Origin of the sequence: Pseudomonas sp. PvP089, assembly GCF_017875165.1 — a bacterium.
GTDB classification, from domain to species: Bacteria; Pseudomonadota; Gammaproteobacteria; order Pseudomonadales; family Pseudomonadaceae; genus Aquipseudomonas; species Aquipseudomonas fortuita.
In genome coordinates, this window is the sequence record NZ_JAGGME010000001.1 from 2,532,274 (window position 1) to 2,545,419 (window position 13,146).

The following is a 13,146-nucleotide window of genomic DNA, read 5'->3' on the forward strand; positions in this document are numbered from 1 at the left end:
TGTTGGCTCATCTCTGGAGGTTGCTTGCGCTACCAAAGGACTCACATGGCGCGAGATTTTCGGTAAGTACTCACTACATGAAATGAGTGAGCAAGAAGCAGGCCAGAGAGGAATTTGCAGAGCGCTGTGATGGGGGGTATGGCGGAACATCATCGGCGCCTGGGAAATCGAGCGCCGCCCGCGCGGCGCTCGATCTCGAAGCCCGCGTATCTGTGACGGCAAGCGCGGCAGTTACAACCAATTTCAGCCCAGGTTCTCGTCGCTGTCGATCATCTTGCGCAGCAGGTACAAAATGGCCACGCGTTCGCCGGCATTCAGGCTGCCCATGCTCAATTCGCTGATCTGCCGGGCGCAGGGGATCATTGCGTCGAGCAAGGCCGCGCCGCTGTCGGTGAGTTCGACAATGACCTTGCGCCGGTCGCCCGGGTCTGGCGACAGCTGCACCAGTTCGCGGGTTTTCAGGCGCTCGACGATGCCGCGGATGGTGGCCTGGTCCACTGCGGTGGCCTTGATCAGTTCGGCCTGGGAGCTGGGGCCGTGGTCACGCAGGGCGCACAGGGTGACGAACTGGATCGAGGTAAGCTGCGGGTCGCAGGCCTGCTGCTGGAAGATCGCCGTGTGCCGCTGGTAGGCCTTGCGGAGCAAATGGCCGACCTGTTCGGTGACGTCATAGGGGGTGGTGTCGAGCGGGGCGCTGCTGGGTGTGGTTTTCTTTGGCATAGGATGGCTTGGGCTGGTGGAAAGGTGCTGGCCGGCCGCCAATAGCGGAGCGCCCGGCCAGTATAACCACTATCGCGCCCGCGACTCCTCTGGTGCGACCACGTCGCCGGCCAGCACCACGGCCTTGTCATCCAGATAGATATCGCAGTTGCGCAGCGGGATATCCAGGTGGCATGGGGTCTTGCGCTTGCCGCCGACCTCGGTATTGGGGCCGGTGGAGAACAGGAAGTTGCCGTAGAACGCACGGGCGTCCATGCACATGCCGTCGTTGCGGTCGTGCAGGCCCATGGCCGTCCACTGCGCGCGCGGCTGCAGGCCCCAGCCGATGTGTGAGATGCCGTATACCTCGGGGTCGTTGAAGTACCTCATGTATTCGCGCAGGTATTCGGCCTCGAAGCCGCCGTGGATACCGGTGATAAAGCCTTTTTCGATCTCCAGGGTGATGCGCTCGCGGCAGTAGTTCTTGAATGGCAGGATGATGTCGCCCACGTCCAGCACCAGCGTGCCCTCGGCGCTGTCCTCGTTGGGCCAGGTGAACAGGAAGCCGCTGGGCCAGTGATCCCAGCGCCCCGGTTCGTCAGCATAGCCGTACTCGGTCACGGCCGGGTACTGGCCGAGCGGGGCGTGAAAGTCGCTGCCAGCCTTGGACCGCACATGCATGCTACGGGCCTGCTTTAGCAGGGTTTCGGCGGCCAGCACCCGGTGTTTGTCGGCTTCGGTTGGCAGCATGCGTGCCAGCACCTCGGGTGGCTCTACGGCCAGCAGGATGCGCGTGCCAGTCTTGAGGATCTGCTCCTGCTCGGGCGAGTGCAGCAGCATCATGGTGTCGACGACCAGGTCGGCCGCTTCCAGCGCCCGCTGCGCCGCCAGGTTGCCGGTCAGCGCGGTATCGCCACAGTAGGCCGTCATGTCGTTGCCCATGGCGGTGGGGTGGTTGAACGCTGGCAACTCTACGGCATACACCTTGGCCTTCAAGCGCTGGGCGGCTTCCATGGCGGCGTTGACCGTGCGCGGGTCTGAGTAGTGGCTCTTGAGCACGGCCACGCTCTGCGTTTCATCCACACGAGACAGCTTCAGTACGTGCTCGAACATCTGGGTCAGTTGTGCATTGCTCACCGGCATCGGGGTTCTCCTGGGTGACGTTGACAGGGGTGCACCATGGCAGTGCCAGGTGCGTCATCTCGGTGCAAAACAACAGTGTGTACACCCTACTTTTGCCGATGTAAGCGCATCCGGTCAGCAAGCGCAAGTTATCTGTCACAACGTTACCTATCCACACAGTGCTCAATATTTCCGGTAACAAGGCGCCGAATGTACTTTCGCCTGGCTGCTTTAAAAATATTTTCACAGGCCTCTTTCCAAAAGTGATTTGTAGCGTATACGCTCTAAATCGTCAGGCGGTCGAACCGCTGGCCACACATCAGAACAAGAGGAGACATACCCATGCGGGGTAGGCAGAAAATCGCAATCGTCGGTGCAGGTCTGGGTGGGGCAGCCGCCGCCACGTTGCTGCAGCAGGCCGGGTTCGATGTCGAAGTGTTCGAGCAGGCGCCGGCGTTCACCCGCCTTGGGGCAGGCATTCATATCGGCCCTAATGTGATGAAGATCTTCCGCCGCATGGGGCTGGAGCAGAAGCTGGAGCTGATGGGCTCACACCCGGACTTCTGGTTCAGCCGCGATGGCAACAGCGGTGATTACCTGGCGCGTATCCCGCTGGGCGAGTTTGCCCGGCGCGAGTACGGCGCTGCCTATATCACCATCCACCGTGGCGACCTGCATGCCCTGCAGATCGAGGCAATCAAGCCGGGCACCGTGCACTTCGGCAAGCGCCTGGAAACGATTGTCGACGAAGGCGACCAGGTACGCCTGACCTTTGCTGACGGTACCCACACCGTGGCCGACATCGTCATTGGGGCCGACGGCATTCACTCGAAGATCCGTGAAGAGCTGCTGGGGGCTGAAGCGCCGATCTACAGCGGCTGGGTGGCGCACCGGGCGCTGATCCGTGGCGTGAACCTGGCGCAACATGCCGATGTGTTCGAGCCTTGCGTCAAATGGTGGTCCGAGGACCGCCACATGATGGTCTATTACACCACCGGCAAACGCGACGAGTACTACTTCGTCACCGGTGTGCCACATGAGGCGTGGGACTTCCAGGGTGCGTTCGTCGACAGCAGCCAGGAAGAAATGCGCGCGGCCTTCGAAGGCTACCACCCAACCGTGCAGAAGCTGATCGACGCTACCGAGTCGATTACCAAGTGGCCGCTGCGCAACCGCAACCCGTTGCCGTTGTGGAGCCGTGGCCGCCTGGTGTTGCTGGGCGATGCCTGCCACCCGATGAAGCCACACATGGCCCAGGGGGCGTGCATGGCCATCGAGGACGCGGCCATGCTGACTCGCTGCCTGCAAGAGACCGGGCTGTCCGACCACCGCACGGCGTTTGCGCTTTATGAGGCCAACCGCAAGGAGCGGGCATCGCAGGTGCAGGCAGTGTCGAACGCCAACACCTTCCTCTACAGCCAGGAAGACCCGGCCTGGGTCTACGGTTACGACCTGTACGGGCAGGCGCTGAAAAGCGGGGAGGCAGCATGAGCACCTTCGTCGCTGGCGGTAACGTCAGCGCCAATGGCATCCGCCAGCACTACCTGCGCTATGGCGGCAAGGGCCACGCGTTGATCCTGGTGCCGGGCATCACCAGCCCGGCGATTACCTGGGGCTTCGTCGCCCAGCGCCTTGGGGTGTACTTCGACACCTACGTGCTGGATGTGCGCGGGCGCGGCTTGTCTTCAAGCGGCCCCGAACTGGACTACGGCACCGACGCCTGTGCTGCGGACATTCCGGCTTTTGCCGCAGCGCTGGGCCTGGACAGTTACCACCTGGTCGGGCACTCGATGGGCGCGCGCTTTGCGATTCGCGCGGCGGCCCAGGGAGCACCGGGGCTGCAGCGGCTGGTGCTGGTAGACCCGCCAGTGTCCGGGCCGGGCCGGCGTGCCTACCCGAGCAAGCTGCCGTGGTATGTGGATTCGATCCGCCAGGCCACTGTGGGCATGAGCGGCGACGACATGCGCACCTTCTGCGCTACCTGGAGCGACGAGCAGCTGGCGCTGCGCGCCGAATGGCTGCACACCTGTTACGAGCCAGCGATCGTGCGGGCCTTCGATGATTTCCACGACGTGGATATCCACCAGTACTTGCCCGCAGTGCGCCAGCCGGCATTGCTGATGGTGGCCGGGCGGGGCGGGGTGATCGAGCCCCGTGACATCGCCGAAATTCGCGAGCTCAAGCCGGATATCCAGGTCGCGCACGTGGACAACGCCGGCCACATGATCCCCTGGGATGACCTGGACGGTTTCTTTGCCGCCTTTGGCGACTTCCTCGACCAACCCCTCGTCTGACGGAGCACGAGACATGACCAAGCTATACCGCATCGGCCAGATCGTGCCGAGCTCGAACACCACGATGGAAACCGAAATCCCGGCGATGCTCAATGCCCGCCAGGCGATCCGACCCGAGCGCTTCACCTTCCATTCCAGCCGCATGCGCATGAAGCAGGTGAAGAAGGAAGAGCTGGCCGCCATGGACGCCGAGTCCGACCGCTGCGCCGTGGAGCTGTCCGACGCCAAGGTCGATGTGCTGGGCTACGCGTGCCTGGTGGCGATCATGGCCATGGGCCTGGGCTATCACCGCCAATCGGAAAAGCGCTTGCGGCAGGCTACCGCCGACAATGACGCACTGGCACCGGTGATCACCAGCGCCGGGGCGCTGGTGGAGGCCTTGCATGTGATGAAGGCCAAGCGCATTGCCATCGTCGCGCCGTACATGAAGCCGTTGACCGAGCTGGTGGTGAACTATATCCGCGAGGAAGGCTTCGAGGTGCAGGACTGGCGCGCGCTGGAAATCCCCGACAACCTCGCCGTGGCCCGCCACGACCCGGCCAACCTGCCAGGCATCGTCGCCGGCATGAACCTTGAGGGCGTCGATGTGGTGGTGCTCTCGGCCTGCGTGCAGATGCAATCGCTGCCGGCCGTGGCCAAGGTTGAGGCGCAAACCGGCAAGCCGGTGGTGACCGCTGCCATCGCCACCACCTACGCCATGCTCAAGGCGCTGGACCTGGAGCCGGTCGTGCCGGGCGCCGGTGCCCTGCTGTCGGGCGCCTACTGAAATTGGGGACGGACATGAGCGACGCACAAAGCGCACGTGACAACTACCAGGGCGTGTGGGGCCAGCGCATCGGCTTTGGCCGCAAGCCGGCCCTGCTGATGATCGACTTCATGCAGGGCTACACCACCCCCGGCGCACCGCTGTACGCCCCGGGCGTGGTCGCGGCGGTCGAGCAGGCCGCCGGCCTGCTGGCGCTGGCCCGCGACTGCGGTACCCTGGTGGTGCATACCAACATCCGCTACCAGCCGCCGCATTTTGCTGACGGCGGCGTGTGGGTGCGCAAGGCGCCGGTGATGAAGGACATGGTCGAAGGCAACCCGCTGGCGGCGTTCTGCGAGGCCGTTGCGCCACAGGCAGGGGAGGTGGTGCTGAGCAAGCAGTACGCCAGTGCCTTCTTCGCCACCAGCCTGGCCCCGCTGCTGCATGCTCAAGGCGTGGATACCGTGGTGCTGGCCGGCTGCTCGACCAGCGGCTGCATCCGCGCAAGTGCGGTGGATGCCATGCAGCACGGGTTTCGAACCATCGTGGTGCGCGAGTGCGTCGGTGATCGCCACAACGACCCGCATGAAGCCAACCTGTTCGATATCGACAGCAAGTACGGCGATGTCGTCACCCGGCAGGACGCCATGCAGCAACTCAGGCACCTGGCCGGCTGAGTGCCGGGCAGCCCTTACCCATAACAATCAAGGAACGGTGCGGGAAGCCCGTCCATGACCGCCTGCTGTCCGGGCGGTCGCCCCGCAGGAGCACTCGGGGTCTTCAGGCGCTGCCCAGGCACGCCGCGTATAGTGCGCGGGGTGCCCGGCGCGTCGAACACTGCTGGCCTTAAAACAACCACAAAGTCGCCCGCCAGGAGACAGGAAATGCCAATTGCGAATGCAACCACGGTCCACAGTGACATCGACCATGGCACGAAAGCGCTGTACAGCAAGATCACCTGGAGGCTCATCCCCTTCCTGTGCTTCTGCTACCTCGCAGCTTATCTGGACCGCATCAATGTCGGCTTCGCCAAGCTGCAGATGCTCGAAGACCTGCAGTTCAGCACAGCGGCCTATGGCCTGGGTGCCGGGCTGTTCTTCGTCGGCTATATCATTTTCGAAGTGCCGAGCAACCTGATCCTGCAGCGCGTTGGCGCCAAGCTGTGGATCGCCCGCATCATGATCACCTGGGGCCTGCTGTCGGCGTGCACCATGTTCGTCAGCACCACCACGCAGTTCTACATCCTGCGTTTCCTGCTCGGCGCGGCTGAGGCCGGCTTCCTGCCGGGCGTGCTGTTCTACCTGACCATGTGGTACCCCACCTACCGGCGCGGGCGCATCATTGCCCTGTTCATGATCGGGCTGCCATTGTCGAGCGTGATCGGCGGGCCGATTTCTGGCTGGATCATGGGCAATTTCGACCAGGTGCATGGCCTGCACGGCTGGCAGTGGCTGTTTTTGCTGGAGGCGATCCCCAGCGTGCTGCTGGGCATCCTCACATTCTGGGCATTGCCCAACCACTTCCAGCAGGCCAAGTGGCTGTCGGCTGAAGACAAGGCCCAACTGGCGGCAGACCTGGCCGCCGACGATGCCGAGGGCAAGGACAGCAAGCACAGCTTCCGTGACGGCTTTTTCAACCTGAAGGTATGGATGCTGGGGGGCATCGACTTTTCGATTTTGCTCAGTGCCTACGCCATGGGGTTCTGGATGCCGACCTTCATCCGCGATGCGGGCGTCAGCGACACCTTCCACATCGGCTTGCTCACGGCCATTCCGAGCCTGGCCGCCCTGGCCGGCATGCTGATGATCGGGGCCAGCTCCGACCGCCATCGTGAGCGCCGTTGGCACATCATCGTGCCGTTCATCATTGGTGCAATTGCCATGGCCAGCAGCACCTTGTTCAGCCAGAACCTGGTGATGACTGTGGTGCTGTTCGCCATTGCCTCGGCAGCGATCATCGGCGCGGTGCCGGTGTTCTTCAGCCTGCCGGCCACCTTCCTTAAAGGTACTGCAGCCGCCACCGGCTTTGCCCTGGCCTGTTCGGTCGCCAACATCGCAGGCCTGGTGAGCAACTCACTGATGGGCGTGGTCACCGACCTTACCGGGACCTCGCACGCTGCCCTGTGGGTATTTGCCGGGTGCCTGATCCTCAGCTGCTTCCTGGTCATCGCCTTGCCGGCGAAGCTGGTCAACCGCTAGCGGCCCAGCGTTTCAAGCAACGGCAGGGCAGGCGGGCCGGGCGCCCGCCTGCCGACCCCCCCTCTCGCTGCAACCCCACGTGGGTGGCCATACATGGCCGCCGCGCAGGGTTGCTGTTGCCCGAATCCAGGAGTAGCCCCATGCAAGGTTTCACTGCACCGCGTTTTTCTTCGTCTGCGCGTCTGGCCGGCGGTTGTATTGCCGCCGCATTGTGTGCAGAGGCCTCGGCAGAAGAGGCCGGTTTTATCGAAGGTGCTCGCGCCACGCTGCAGGCGCGCAATTATTTCTTCAGCCGCGACTATGCCGATATCAAGGGTGCCAGCACCCAGTCGCGTACTCAGGAATGGGCGCAGGGTTTCATCCTCAATGCCAGTTCCGGTTATACCCAGGGCACCGTTGGCATCGGTGTGGATGTTATCGGCCTGCTCGGTTTCAAGCTCGACAGCAGCCCGGCGCATGCCAGGTCCGGGTTGCTGCCCAGCCTGGACAGCGGCAAGTCGGCGGACGAATACAGCCGGCTTGGGGCGGCGATCAAGTTCAAGGTGTCGCAAACCGAGCTGAAAGTGGGCGAGTTGATGCCCAACCTGCCTGTGCTGCTGTTCAGCGACTTGCGTCTGCTGCCGCCCACCTACCAGGGCGCGATGCTGGAGTCGCGCGAGTTTGCCGGGTTGACACTGAGTGCCGGCCAGTTCCGCTCCACCAGCCTGCGCGACTCCTCCAACAGCCAGAAGATGTACGCGCTGGTCAACGACCCGATCAACCCGGCGCGGCTGGCGCGTTTTACCAGTGATCGCTTCAACTACGTTGGCGCCGACTATGCCTTCAACGATAACCGCACCAGCGTTGGCCTGTGGCAGGCGCAGTTGGAGGATGTCTACCAGCAGCGGTTTTATAGCTTCAAGCACGCCGAGCCGGTCGGGGACTGGACGCTGGGGGTGAACGCCGGCTACTTCGATGCCCGCGAGGACGGGCGCAAGATCGCCGGCGATTATGACAACCATGCGTTGTTCAGCCTGTTCTCGGCCAAGACCGGCGGGCATACCTTTTACGCGGGCTACCAGCAGATCGGCGGCGAGGACGGTTTTATCCAGGTGGGAGCCAACACCAACCCGATGGGTAATACGCTGCCGACTTATGAGTTTTCCGCGCCGGGCGAACGCTCGTGGCAGGTGCGGCATGATTACAACTTTGTCGCCTTGGGGCTTCCGGGCCTGACGTCCACCCTGCGTTATGTGAAGGGGCGGGATGTAGACACCGGGCTGGGCTATGAAGGGCGTGACCGCGAGCGCGATCTGGACTTGGCCTACGTGGTACAGAGTGGGCCGCTGGCCGGCCTTGGGGTACGGGTGCGCAACGTGATGGCGCGCTCCAATTACCGGACCGACATCGACGAGAACCGGTTGATCCTCAGTTACACAGTCAAACTGTTCTGAAGTGATTGCCCGAGCTGCGCGCTTTTGCAGGAGCCGCGTTGTATCGCGACAGGGCTGCTCCTGCAAGGCTGGGCATACTTTGTGGGAGCAGCAGCGGTCACTGCAAGGTCACGGGCCTCAAGCTATCCGGCAACTGCCTGATAGCCGCCTCAATCCCTGCAATAGAGCCAGCGAGGCGGTCCGCTTCCTGGTCTTTGCCCTCACTTCTCAGGCGGTCACACTCAAGACGCAGGTCGAGCAATTTTTTCTGTAGCTTCAGGGCCGAAGTGTTGAACGGGTCCATGCTTTTCTCACGCTGTAGGCTTCCGTGCCGTTGTAGGAAAAATAGACCGTAGCAGCTCGGATTTGCTGGAGAAACTGATGTTTCATACAGGTGATTCCCAGTGCCGCGATTCTTCCTACAGCGCAGAGTAAACAATCCTACAAACTACGTTTCAATTCATGTGCTCCCGATTGCGCTCAACTTCCCGCCCCAGCTGGGTGCATTCACCCTTCGAGGGGCAGGCCACCCGGCGTGGTTGCAATCGGGGCCTTTAGTCCTTTTTGAAATCTCATGTAGCAATTGTCGCCCTGCAGGTCAGTGACCATCGGCGCAAAAGCTTCAGCAACTGACCTGATAAGCGCTGCCCGCCCCGGACGTTGAAAGTTTAAGCAATAAGCACCATGAAGAATCTGCACAGCCCATCTGATCCGCTTTTTTTCCACAAACCTGAATCTGTAACCGTATCAGCTCAAGCCTGACAATAAGCCCATTCCCGCATCAAAACTGTAGAGGTTCCAATGGGCAAGCTGGCGCTGTTCCTGGGTGGTTTTCTGCTGCTGACCATTCTGATTGGTATTCTTGGCACCATTCCGCCAAGCTGACTGCAACTGCGTTTTCCCCCCGCGGCCCGTCTATTTCAAGTGGCGGGCCCAATCCCTGACCAATTGGCCAGTATTCTCCCTTCCTGCACTGCTGGACCAGCGGTAGGTGCAAGTCATTCTCAAGTGCAAAAGCCTCGTGTAGTCTCCCGCCGCCGCTCATTCGGGCCGGTCATTTTGCCTTGGAGTCGATACATCAATGGAATACAAGAAAGGCACTTCAGCCGTGCTGGAGTGGCGTAGCCGTTTTCTTGCTGAAGGCACACTTGATGAGCAGGTTTATGACCAGGCACTGCGCGATGCCTTGCTGTTGGAGCAGGCTGGAGTGATCAGTACGTCGGAGTGGATCGAGCTGGTCAAGCTGGCAAACACCGCGTTGCTGGTTGTGCGATAAGTCGTTCTTTGCGTTGGGAAATCTGTCCACAAAAAACGTGGGTAGGTCTGTGGATAAAGTGCTGAAAGCCAAGCCCGCTGCGGTCTCTGTTAAATTGAGCAGAAATTGAACAGTCATTTCAGGGGGCTGTTTCAGCAGGCGAGGCCGGCGCGGCGCAACGCCGTCAGCAAGTCGCGCACCCGCGCTGGCAGCTCGCCGGCAGGGTACACGGCATGCATTTGCGGGTCCTGGCCGCTGCTGGAAGTCAGGCGGTAGTGCGGGCACACGCGCACCAGCCGTCCGGCCCTGACCTGCGCTTCGCCAACCCAGGCAGCCAGGCGGGCGATGCCTGCGCCGGCCAGGGTGCTGTGGTACACCGCGTCACCTGAGTCCAGGCGCAACCTGGGCCTTGGGCGCAGGCTGGTGATCTGGCCGTCGCGGTAAAAATGCCAGGCCTTGAGGATGCGCGGCGCGGTGTGCAGGATCAATGCATGCCCTTCGAGGTCTTCCGGTTGCTGTGGCGTGCCGGCCACGGCCAGGTACGCCGGGCTGGCATACAGATGGCGCTGGTAGGCCCACAGCGGGTAGCCGATCAGCTCGCTTGATTGCGGGAAGGCCCCACGCACCACGAAATCGAACTTGCCTTGCAGCGGGTCGAGGGTTTCGTCGCAGTACGTTATGTCCAGTGTCACCCCGGGGTGGCAGCGGGAGAACTCGGCAAGCACCTGTGGCAATACATGTTCACCCAGCAGTTGCGGTACGGCAAAGCGTATCCAGCCTTGGGCGCTGCCGCTGAGCGCGGCCAACGCGTCGGCAGCATCACGTTGCACATCCAGCAAACGTTCGGCATGGGGCAACAGGCGCTCGCCGGCTTCGGTGAGGGTTACGGCGTTGGCGTTGCGGTTGAGCAGCTTGCTGGCGGCGTTGTCTTCCAGGGTTTGTACCGCGCGGGTTACCGCACTGGGCGAGCGCCCCAGTGCACGTGCGGCGGCCACGAAGCTGCGCTTGTGGGCCACGCTGACGAACGCCTGGATTTCCCGCAACATGTCCAATGCCATTGCCTGCTCCTTGTTGCAGTTTTTGCAATATGGCATTTCAACACATGCGCGGCACTTTGATTAGCCTTGCAGGCGTCTTCACTGCCTGGAACCGCGTCATGATGGATATTGCTGTGCTTTCTGTGTTCGCCTTTGCCGCTGGGCTGATCGACGCCGCAGTGGGGGGCGGGGGGCTGATCCAGATCCCGGCCTTGTTCAACGTGCTGCCTACCGCGCAACCAGCGGCCTTGCTCGGCACCAACAAGCTGGCGTCGGTCTGCGGGACGGCCTTCGCGGCGCGCTCGTTCATTCGCAAGGTGACGCTGGATTGGGGGCTTATCGTGCCAGCGGCGCTCAGCGCCTTTGTCATGTCGTTCGCTGGGGCTGCCACGGTGTCACTGGTACCGCCCAGTGTGATGCGCCCGGCAGTGCTGGTGCTGATCGTGCTGATGGCCATCTATACCTTCTGCAAGAAGGATTTCGGCACCCTGCACAAGCCCGCGCAGATCGGCCGCAAGGAGCAATGCCTGGCGGTGCTGATCGGCGGTGCGATCGGCTTTTACGATGGCCTGTTCGGTCCAGGCACCGGCAGCTTCCTGATCTTTCTGTTCATCCGCTTCTTTGCGTTGGACTTCCTGCACGCTTCGGCCTCGGCCAAGGTGGTGAACATTGCCACCAACCTGGCGGCGCTGGTGTTCTTCGTGCCCTCGGGCAACGTGCTGTATGCCATTGCCCTGCCCATGGCTGCGTGCAATGTGCTGGGGGCCCTTACCGGCACCTGGCTGGCGGTACGCAAGGGCGCAGGCTTTGTGCGCGGGCTGTTCCTGATACTGCTGTGCGTGTTGATCGCCAAGCTATCGTGGGACTTGCTGGTTGCGTGACTCAGCCTCCTGGCGCTGTGCTTCGGCCTGCTCGACGCGGTTGCGGCCATGGGCCTTGGCCCGGTACAGCGCCTGGTCGGCACTTGCCAGCAACGCGTCCAGGCTGGGGGCCGGGATATTGGCGTCGCAGCCGGCCAGGCCGATACTCACGGTGATCTGCAGGCGCTGGTCGGCCTGCACCACGTGCAGGTCCTGTATGGCACGGCGCAGGCGTTCGGCGGTGAACTTGGCACGTTCAGGCGCAAGCCCCGGGAGGATGACGACGAACTCCTCGCCGCCCAGCCGCGCGAGCAGTTCATCGTTGTGCAACTGGTCCTGCAGGGTGCTGGCAAACTGGCGCAGCACCTGGTCCCCGACCCCGTGGCCATGGGCATCGTTGATCGACTTGAAGTGGTCGATATCCAGCATCATCAGGGTTAGCGGCAGCGCCTGGGCATGCTGCTGGCGGCTGTCCAGCAATGCGTTGGCGCGGCGGGTGAAGGCACTGCGGGTGAGCACGCCGGTAAGGTGGTCGATGGTGGCCTGATGCGCCAGGCGCGCCATCAGGCTGCGGTTGGCCTGGCTGACACAGGCCACCACCAGCGGGCCGAGCACCAGCATCGCAATGCCCAGCCGCGCCGACATCAGCGTGGTCACACCGGGCTCGCTTTGCGGCACGCTGAAGTGCATGAGGTTTTGCGCCACCGCCACAATCAAGGTACTGCCAGCGGTAAGTGTCAGCAGCGAAACCATGAACGGCGAGTAGGTCCACGCACACCACAGCAAGGCGGCAATCGGGAAGGCAATGGCACCGGGGCCGCCAAAGGCAATGCTGACCGCCAGCGAGGCCAGCAGCATCAGCAGTGGCGCCAGGCGGATGGCTTGGGCGCCACCCCGCACCAAAGCCCGCGCCGAGGGTGCTGTAAGCAGCACCGGCAGTACCAGCACGCTGGTCGAAAACTGTTCGCTGAACCAGGCGAGCCAGGTGGCACGCAGGGATTGCTCGAACCAAGGTGCGGCCATGACCGCTGCCATGCTGGCCGCCACCATGGCGGCGGCGGCACAGGCGGCAAACACGCTGAGTACGCCGTGCGGGGTGCGCATGCGCCGGTGCAGCCGCGGCAAACGCGATAGCAACTGCCAGAGGGTAACCACCACGCCAAGATTGCACAGGTTGAACCACAGGGCCGGCACCCAGGCACTGCCACACAGCAGGTCGGCACCGACCATGGCCAGCCAGACCAGGCTGAAGCCGGTCAGCGTGGCCTGGCGCGGGTAGCGCAGCAGCACGCCGGCCAACACAGCATTTACTGGCCAGAACAGCGACAGCGATTCGATCGGGCGTGCCAGGATACCGCCCAGGGTGAGGGCAAAGGTCAGGCAAAACAGAACGACATAAGGCAACAAGCGCGATTGGGCTGGAAAAACCATGAACTCGACCGGCAAGCGGAAACGAAATCCAGGACAACGCCTTGAAGCACCTGGGGCAATAGCCCGCAGTGTGTTTCGTCAGGCCACTTGATG

The 13,146-nt window shown here is 62.7% G+C and carries 13 protein-coding genes; 8 read left to right on the plus strand and 5 right to left on the minus strand.

Going from position 1 to position 13,146, the window contains the following annotated elements; translation table 11 throughout:
* Positions 1-243: 243 nt before the first annotated feature.
* Entirely contained in the window at positions 244-720 is a 477-nt protein-coding gene (locus J3A71_RS11605) for a MarR family winged helix-turn-helix transcriptional regulator (protein ID WP_016487981.1), read from the minus strand.
* A gap of 69 nt (positions 721-789) precedes the next feature.
* Positions 790-1,842, minus strand: coding sequence for a 2,5-dihydroxypyridine 5,6-dioxygenase (locus J3A71_RS11610; protein WP_016487980.1), 1,053 nt, complete (start codon positions 1,840-1,842; stop codon positions 790-792).
* Positions 1,843-2,163: 321 nt separating this feature from the next.
* Between J3A71_RS11610 and nicC the strand changes: the two genes are divergently transcribed.
* The 6 genes from nicC to J3A71_RS11640 all read left to right on the plus strand — a co-directional run bounded on the left by nicC (position 2,164) and on the right by J3A71_RS11640 (position 8,491).
* The gene (nicC, locus tag J3A71_RS11615; RefSeq protein ID WP_016487979.1) at positions 2,164-3,312 is read left to right on the plus strand and encodes a 6-hydroxynicotinate 3-monooxygenase; all 1,149 of its coding nucleotides are present in this window, start codon (positions 2,164-2,166) and stop codon (positions 3,310-3,312) included.
* Positions 3,309-4,115, plus strand: a complete 807-nt coding sequence (gene nicD, locus J3A71_RS11620) for an alpha/beta hydrolase (RefSeq protein WP_209952863.1) — start codon at positions 3,309-3,311, stop codon at positions 4,113-4,115. The genes nicC and nicD overlap by 4 nt, the downstream gene beginning before the upstream one ends.
* Positions 4,116-4,128: 13 nt before the next feature.
* On the plus strand, positions 4,129-4,881 hold the full coding sequence (locus tag J3A71_RS11625) for a maleate isomerase (RefSeq protein ID WP_016487977.1): 753 nt from the start codon (positions 4,129-4,131) through the stop codon (positions 4,879-4,881).
* A gap of 14 nt (positions 4,882-4,895) precedes the next feature.
* Positions 4,896-5,537, plus strand: a complete 642-nt coding sequence (locus tag J3A71_RS11630; RefSeq protein ID WP_016487976.1) for an N-carbamoylsarcosine amidohydrolase — start codon at positions 4,896-4,898, stop codon at positions 5,535-5,537.
* Positions 5,538-5,744: 207 nt separating this feature from the next.
* Complete coding sequence (locus J3A71_RS11635) at positions 5,745-7,058, plus strand: MFS transporter (RefSeq protein ID WP_016487975.1); 1,314 nt, start codon at positions 5,745-5,747, stop codon at positions 7,056-7,058.
* A gap of 140 nt (positions 7,059-7,198) precedes the next feature.
* Positions 7,199-8,491 carry an OprD family porin gene (locus J3A71_RS11640; RefSeq protein ID WP_016487974.1) on the plus strand — a complete coding sequence of 431 codons (1,293 nt, stop codon included), beginning with the start codon at positions 7,199-7,201 and terminating at the stop codon, positions 8,489-8,491.
* Positions 8,492-8,588: 97 nt separating this feature from the next.
* Here J3A71_RS11640 and J3A71_RS11645 read toward each other — a convergent pair whose 3' ends face one another.
* On the minus strand, positions 8,589-8,774 hold the full coding sequence (locus J3A71_RS11645; RefSeq protein ID WP_096426441.1) for a hypothetical protein: 186 nt from the start codon (positions 8,772-8,774) through the stop codon (positions 8,589-8,591).
* Between the two features lie 777 nt (positions 8,775-9,551).
* On the opposite strand from J3A71_RS11645, the gene J3A71_RS11650 reads away from it, so the two are divergent.
* Positions 9,552-9,746 carry a hypothetical protein gene (locus J3A71_RS11650; RefSeq protein ID WP_016487972.1) on the plus strand — a complete coding sequence of 65 codons (195 nt, stop codon included), beginning with the start codon at positions 9,552-9,554 and terminating at the stop codon, positions 9,744-9,746.
* A gap of 131 nt (positions 9,747-9,877) precedes the next feature.
* Here J3A71_RS11650 and J3A71_RS11655 read toward each other — a convergent pair whose 3' ends face one another.
* Positions 9,878-10,783, minus strand: a complete 906-nt coding sequence (locus J3A71_RS11655) for a LysR family transcriptional regulator (RefSeq protein ID WP_016487971.1) — start codon at positions 10,781-10,783, stop codon at positions 9,878-9,880.
* Positions 10,784-10,881: 98 nt separating this feature from the next.
* Between J3A71_RS11655 and J3A71_RS11660 the strand changes: the two genes are divergently transcribed.
* Complete coding sequence (locus tag J3A71_RS11660; RefSeq protein WP_060517156.1) at positions 10,882-11,643, plus strand: TSUP family transporter; 762 nt, start codon at positions 10,882-10,884, stop codon at positions 11,641-11,643.
* Here J3A71_RS11660 and J3A71_RS11665 read toward each other — a convergent pair.
* Complete coding sequence (locus J3A71_RS11665; protein WP_095115583.1) at positions 11,617-13,068, minus strand: GGDEF domain-containing protein; 1,452 nt, start codon at positions 13,066-13,068, stop codon at positions 11,617-11,619. The genes J3A71_RS11660 and J3A71_RS11665 overlap by 27 nt on opposite strands.
* Positions 13,069-13,146: the final 78 nt, after the last annotated feature.

Bases quoted from the DNA above. Each gene is read 5' to 3' on its own strand.
- J3A71_RS11640 (WP_016487974.1), top strand. From the start codon at position 7,199: ATGCAAGGTTTCACTGCACCGCGTTTTTCTTCGTCTGCGCGTCTGGCC.
- J3A71_RS11610 (WP_016487980.1), bottom strand. From the start codon at position 1,842: ATGCCGGTGAGCAATGCACAACTGACCCAGATGTTCGAGCACGTACTG.
- J3A71_RS11650 (WP_016487972.1), top strand. From the start codon at position 9,552: ATGGAATACAAGAAAGGCACTTCAGCCGTGCTGGAGTGGCGTAGCCGT.
- J3A71_RS11605 (WP_016487981.1), bottom strand. From the start codon at position 720: ATGCCAAAGAAAACCACACCCAGCAGCGCCCCGCTCGACACCACCCCC.
- nicD (WP_209952863.1), top strand. From the start codon at position 3,309: ATGAGCACCTTCGTCGCTGGCGGTAACGTCAGCGCCAATGGCATCCGC.
- nicC (WP_016487979.1), top strand. From the start codon at position 2,164: ATGCGGGGTAGGCAGAAAATCGCAATCGTCGGTGCAGGTCTGGGTGGG.
- J3A71_RS11625 (WP_016487977.1), top strand. From the start codon at position 4,129: ATGACCAAGCTATACCGCATCGGCCAGATCGTGCCGAGCTCGAACACC.
- J3A71_RS11655 (WP_016487971.1), bottom strand. From the start codon at position 10,783: ATGGCATTGGACATGTTGCGGGAAATCCAGGCGTTCGTCAGCGTGGCC.
- J3A71_RS11630 (WP_016487976.1), top strand. From the start codon at position 4,896: ATGAGCGACGCACAAAGCGCACGTGACAACTACCAGGGCGTGTGGGGC.
- J3A71_RS11660 (WP_060517156.1), top strand. From the start codon at position 10,882: ATGATGGATATTGCTGTGCTTTCTGTGTTCGCCTTTGCCGCTGGGCTG.
- J3A71_RS11635 (WP_016487975.1), top strand. From the start codon at position 5,745: ATGCCAATTGCGAATGCAACCACGGTCCACAGTGACATCGACCATGGC.
- J3A71_RS11645 (WP_096426441.1), bottom strand. From the start codon at position 8,774: ATGGACCCGTTCAACACTTCGGCCCTGAAGCTACAGAAAAAATTGCTC.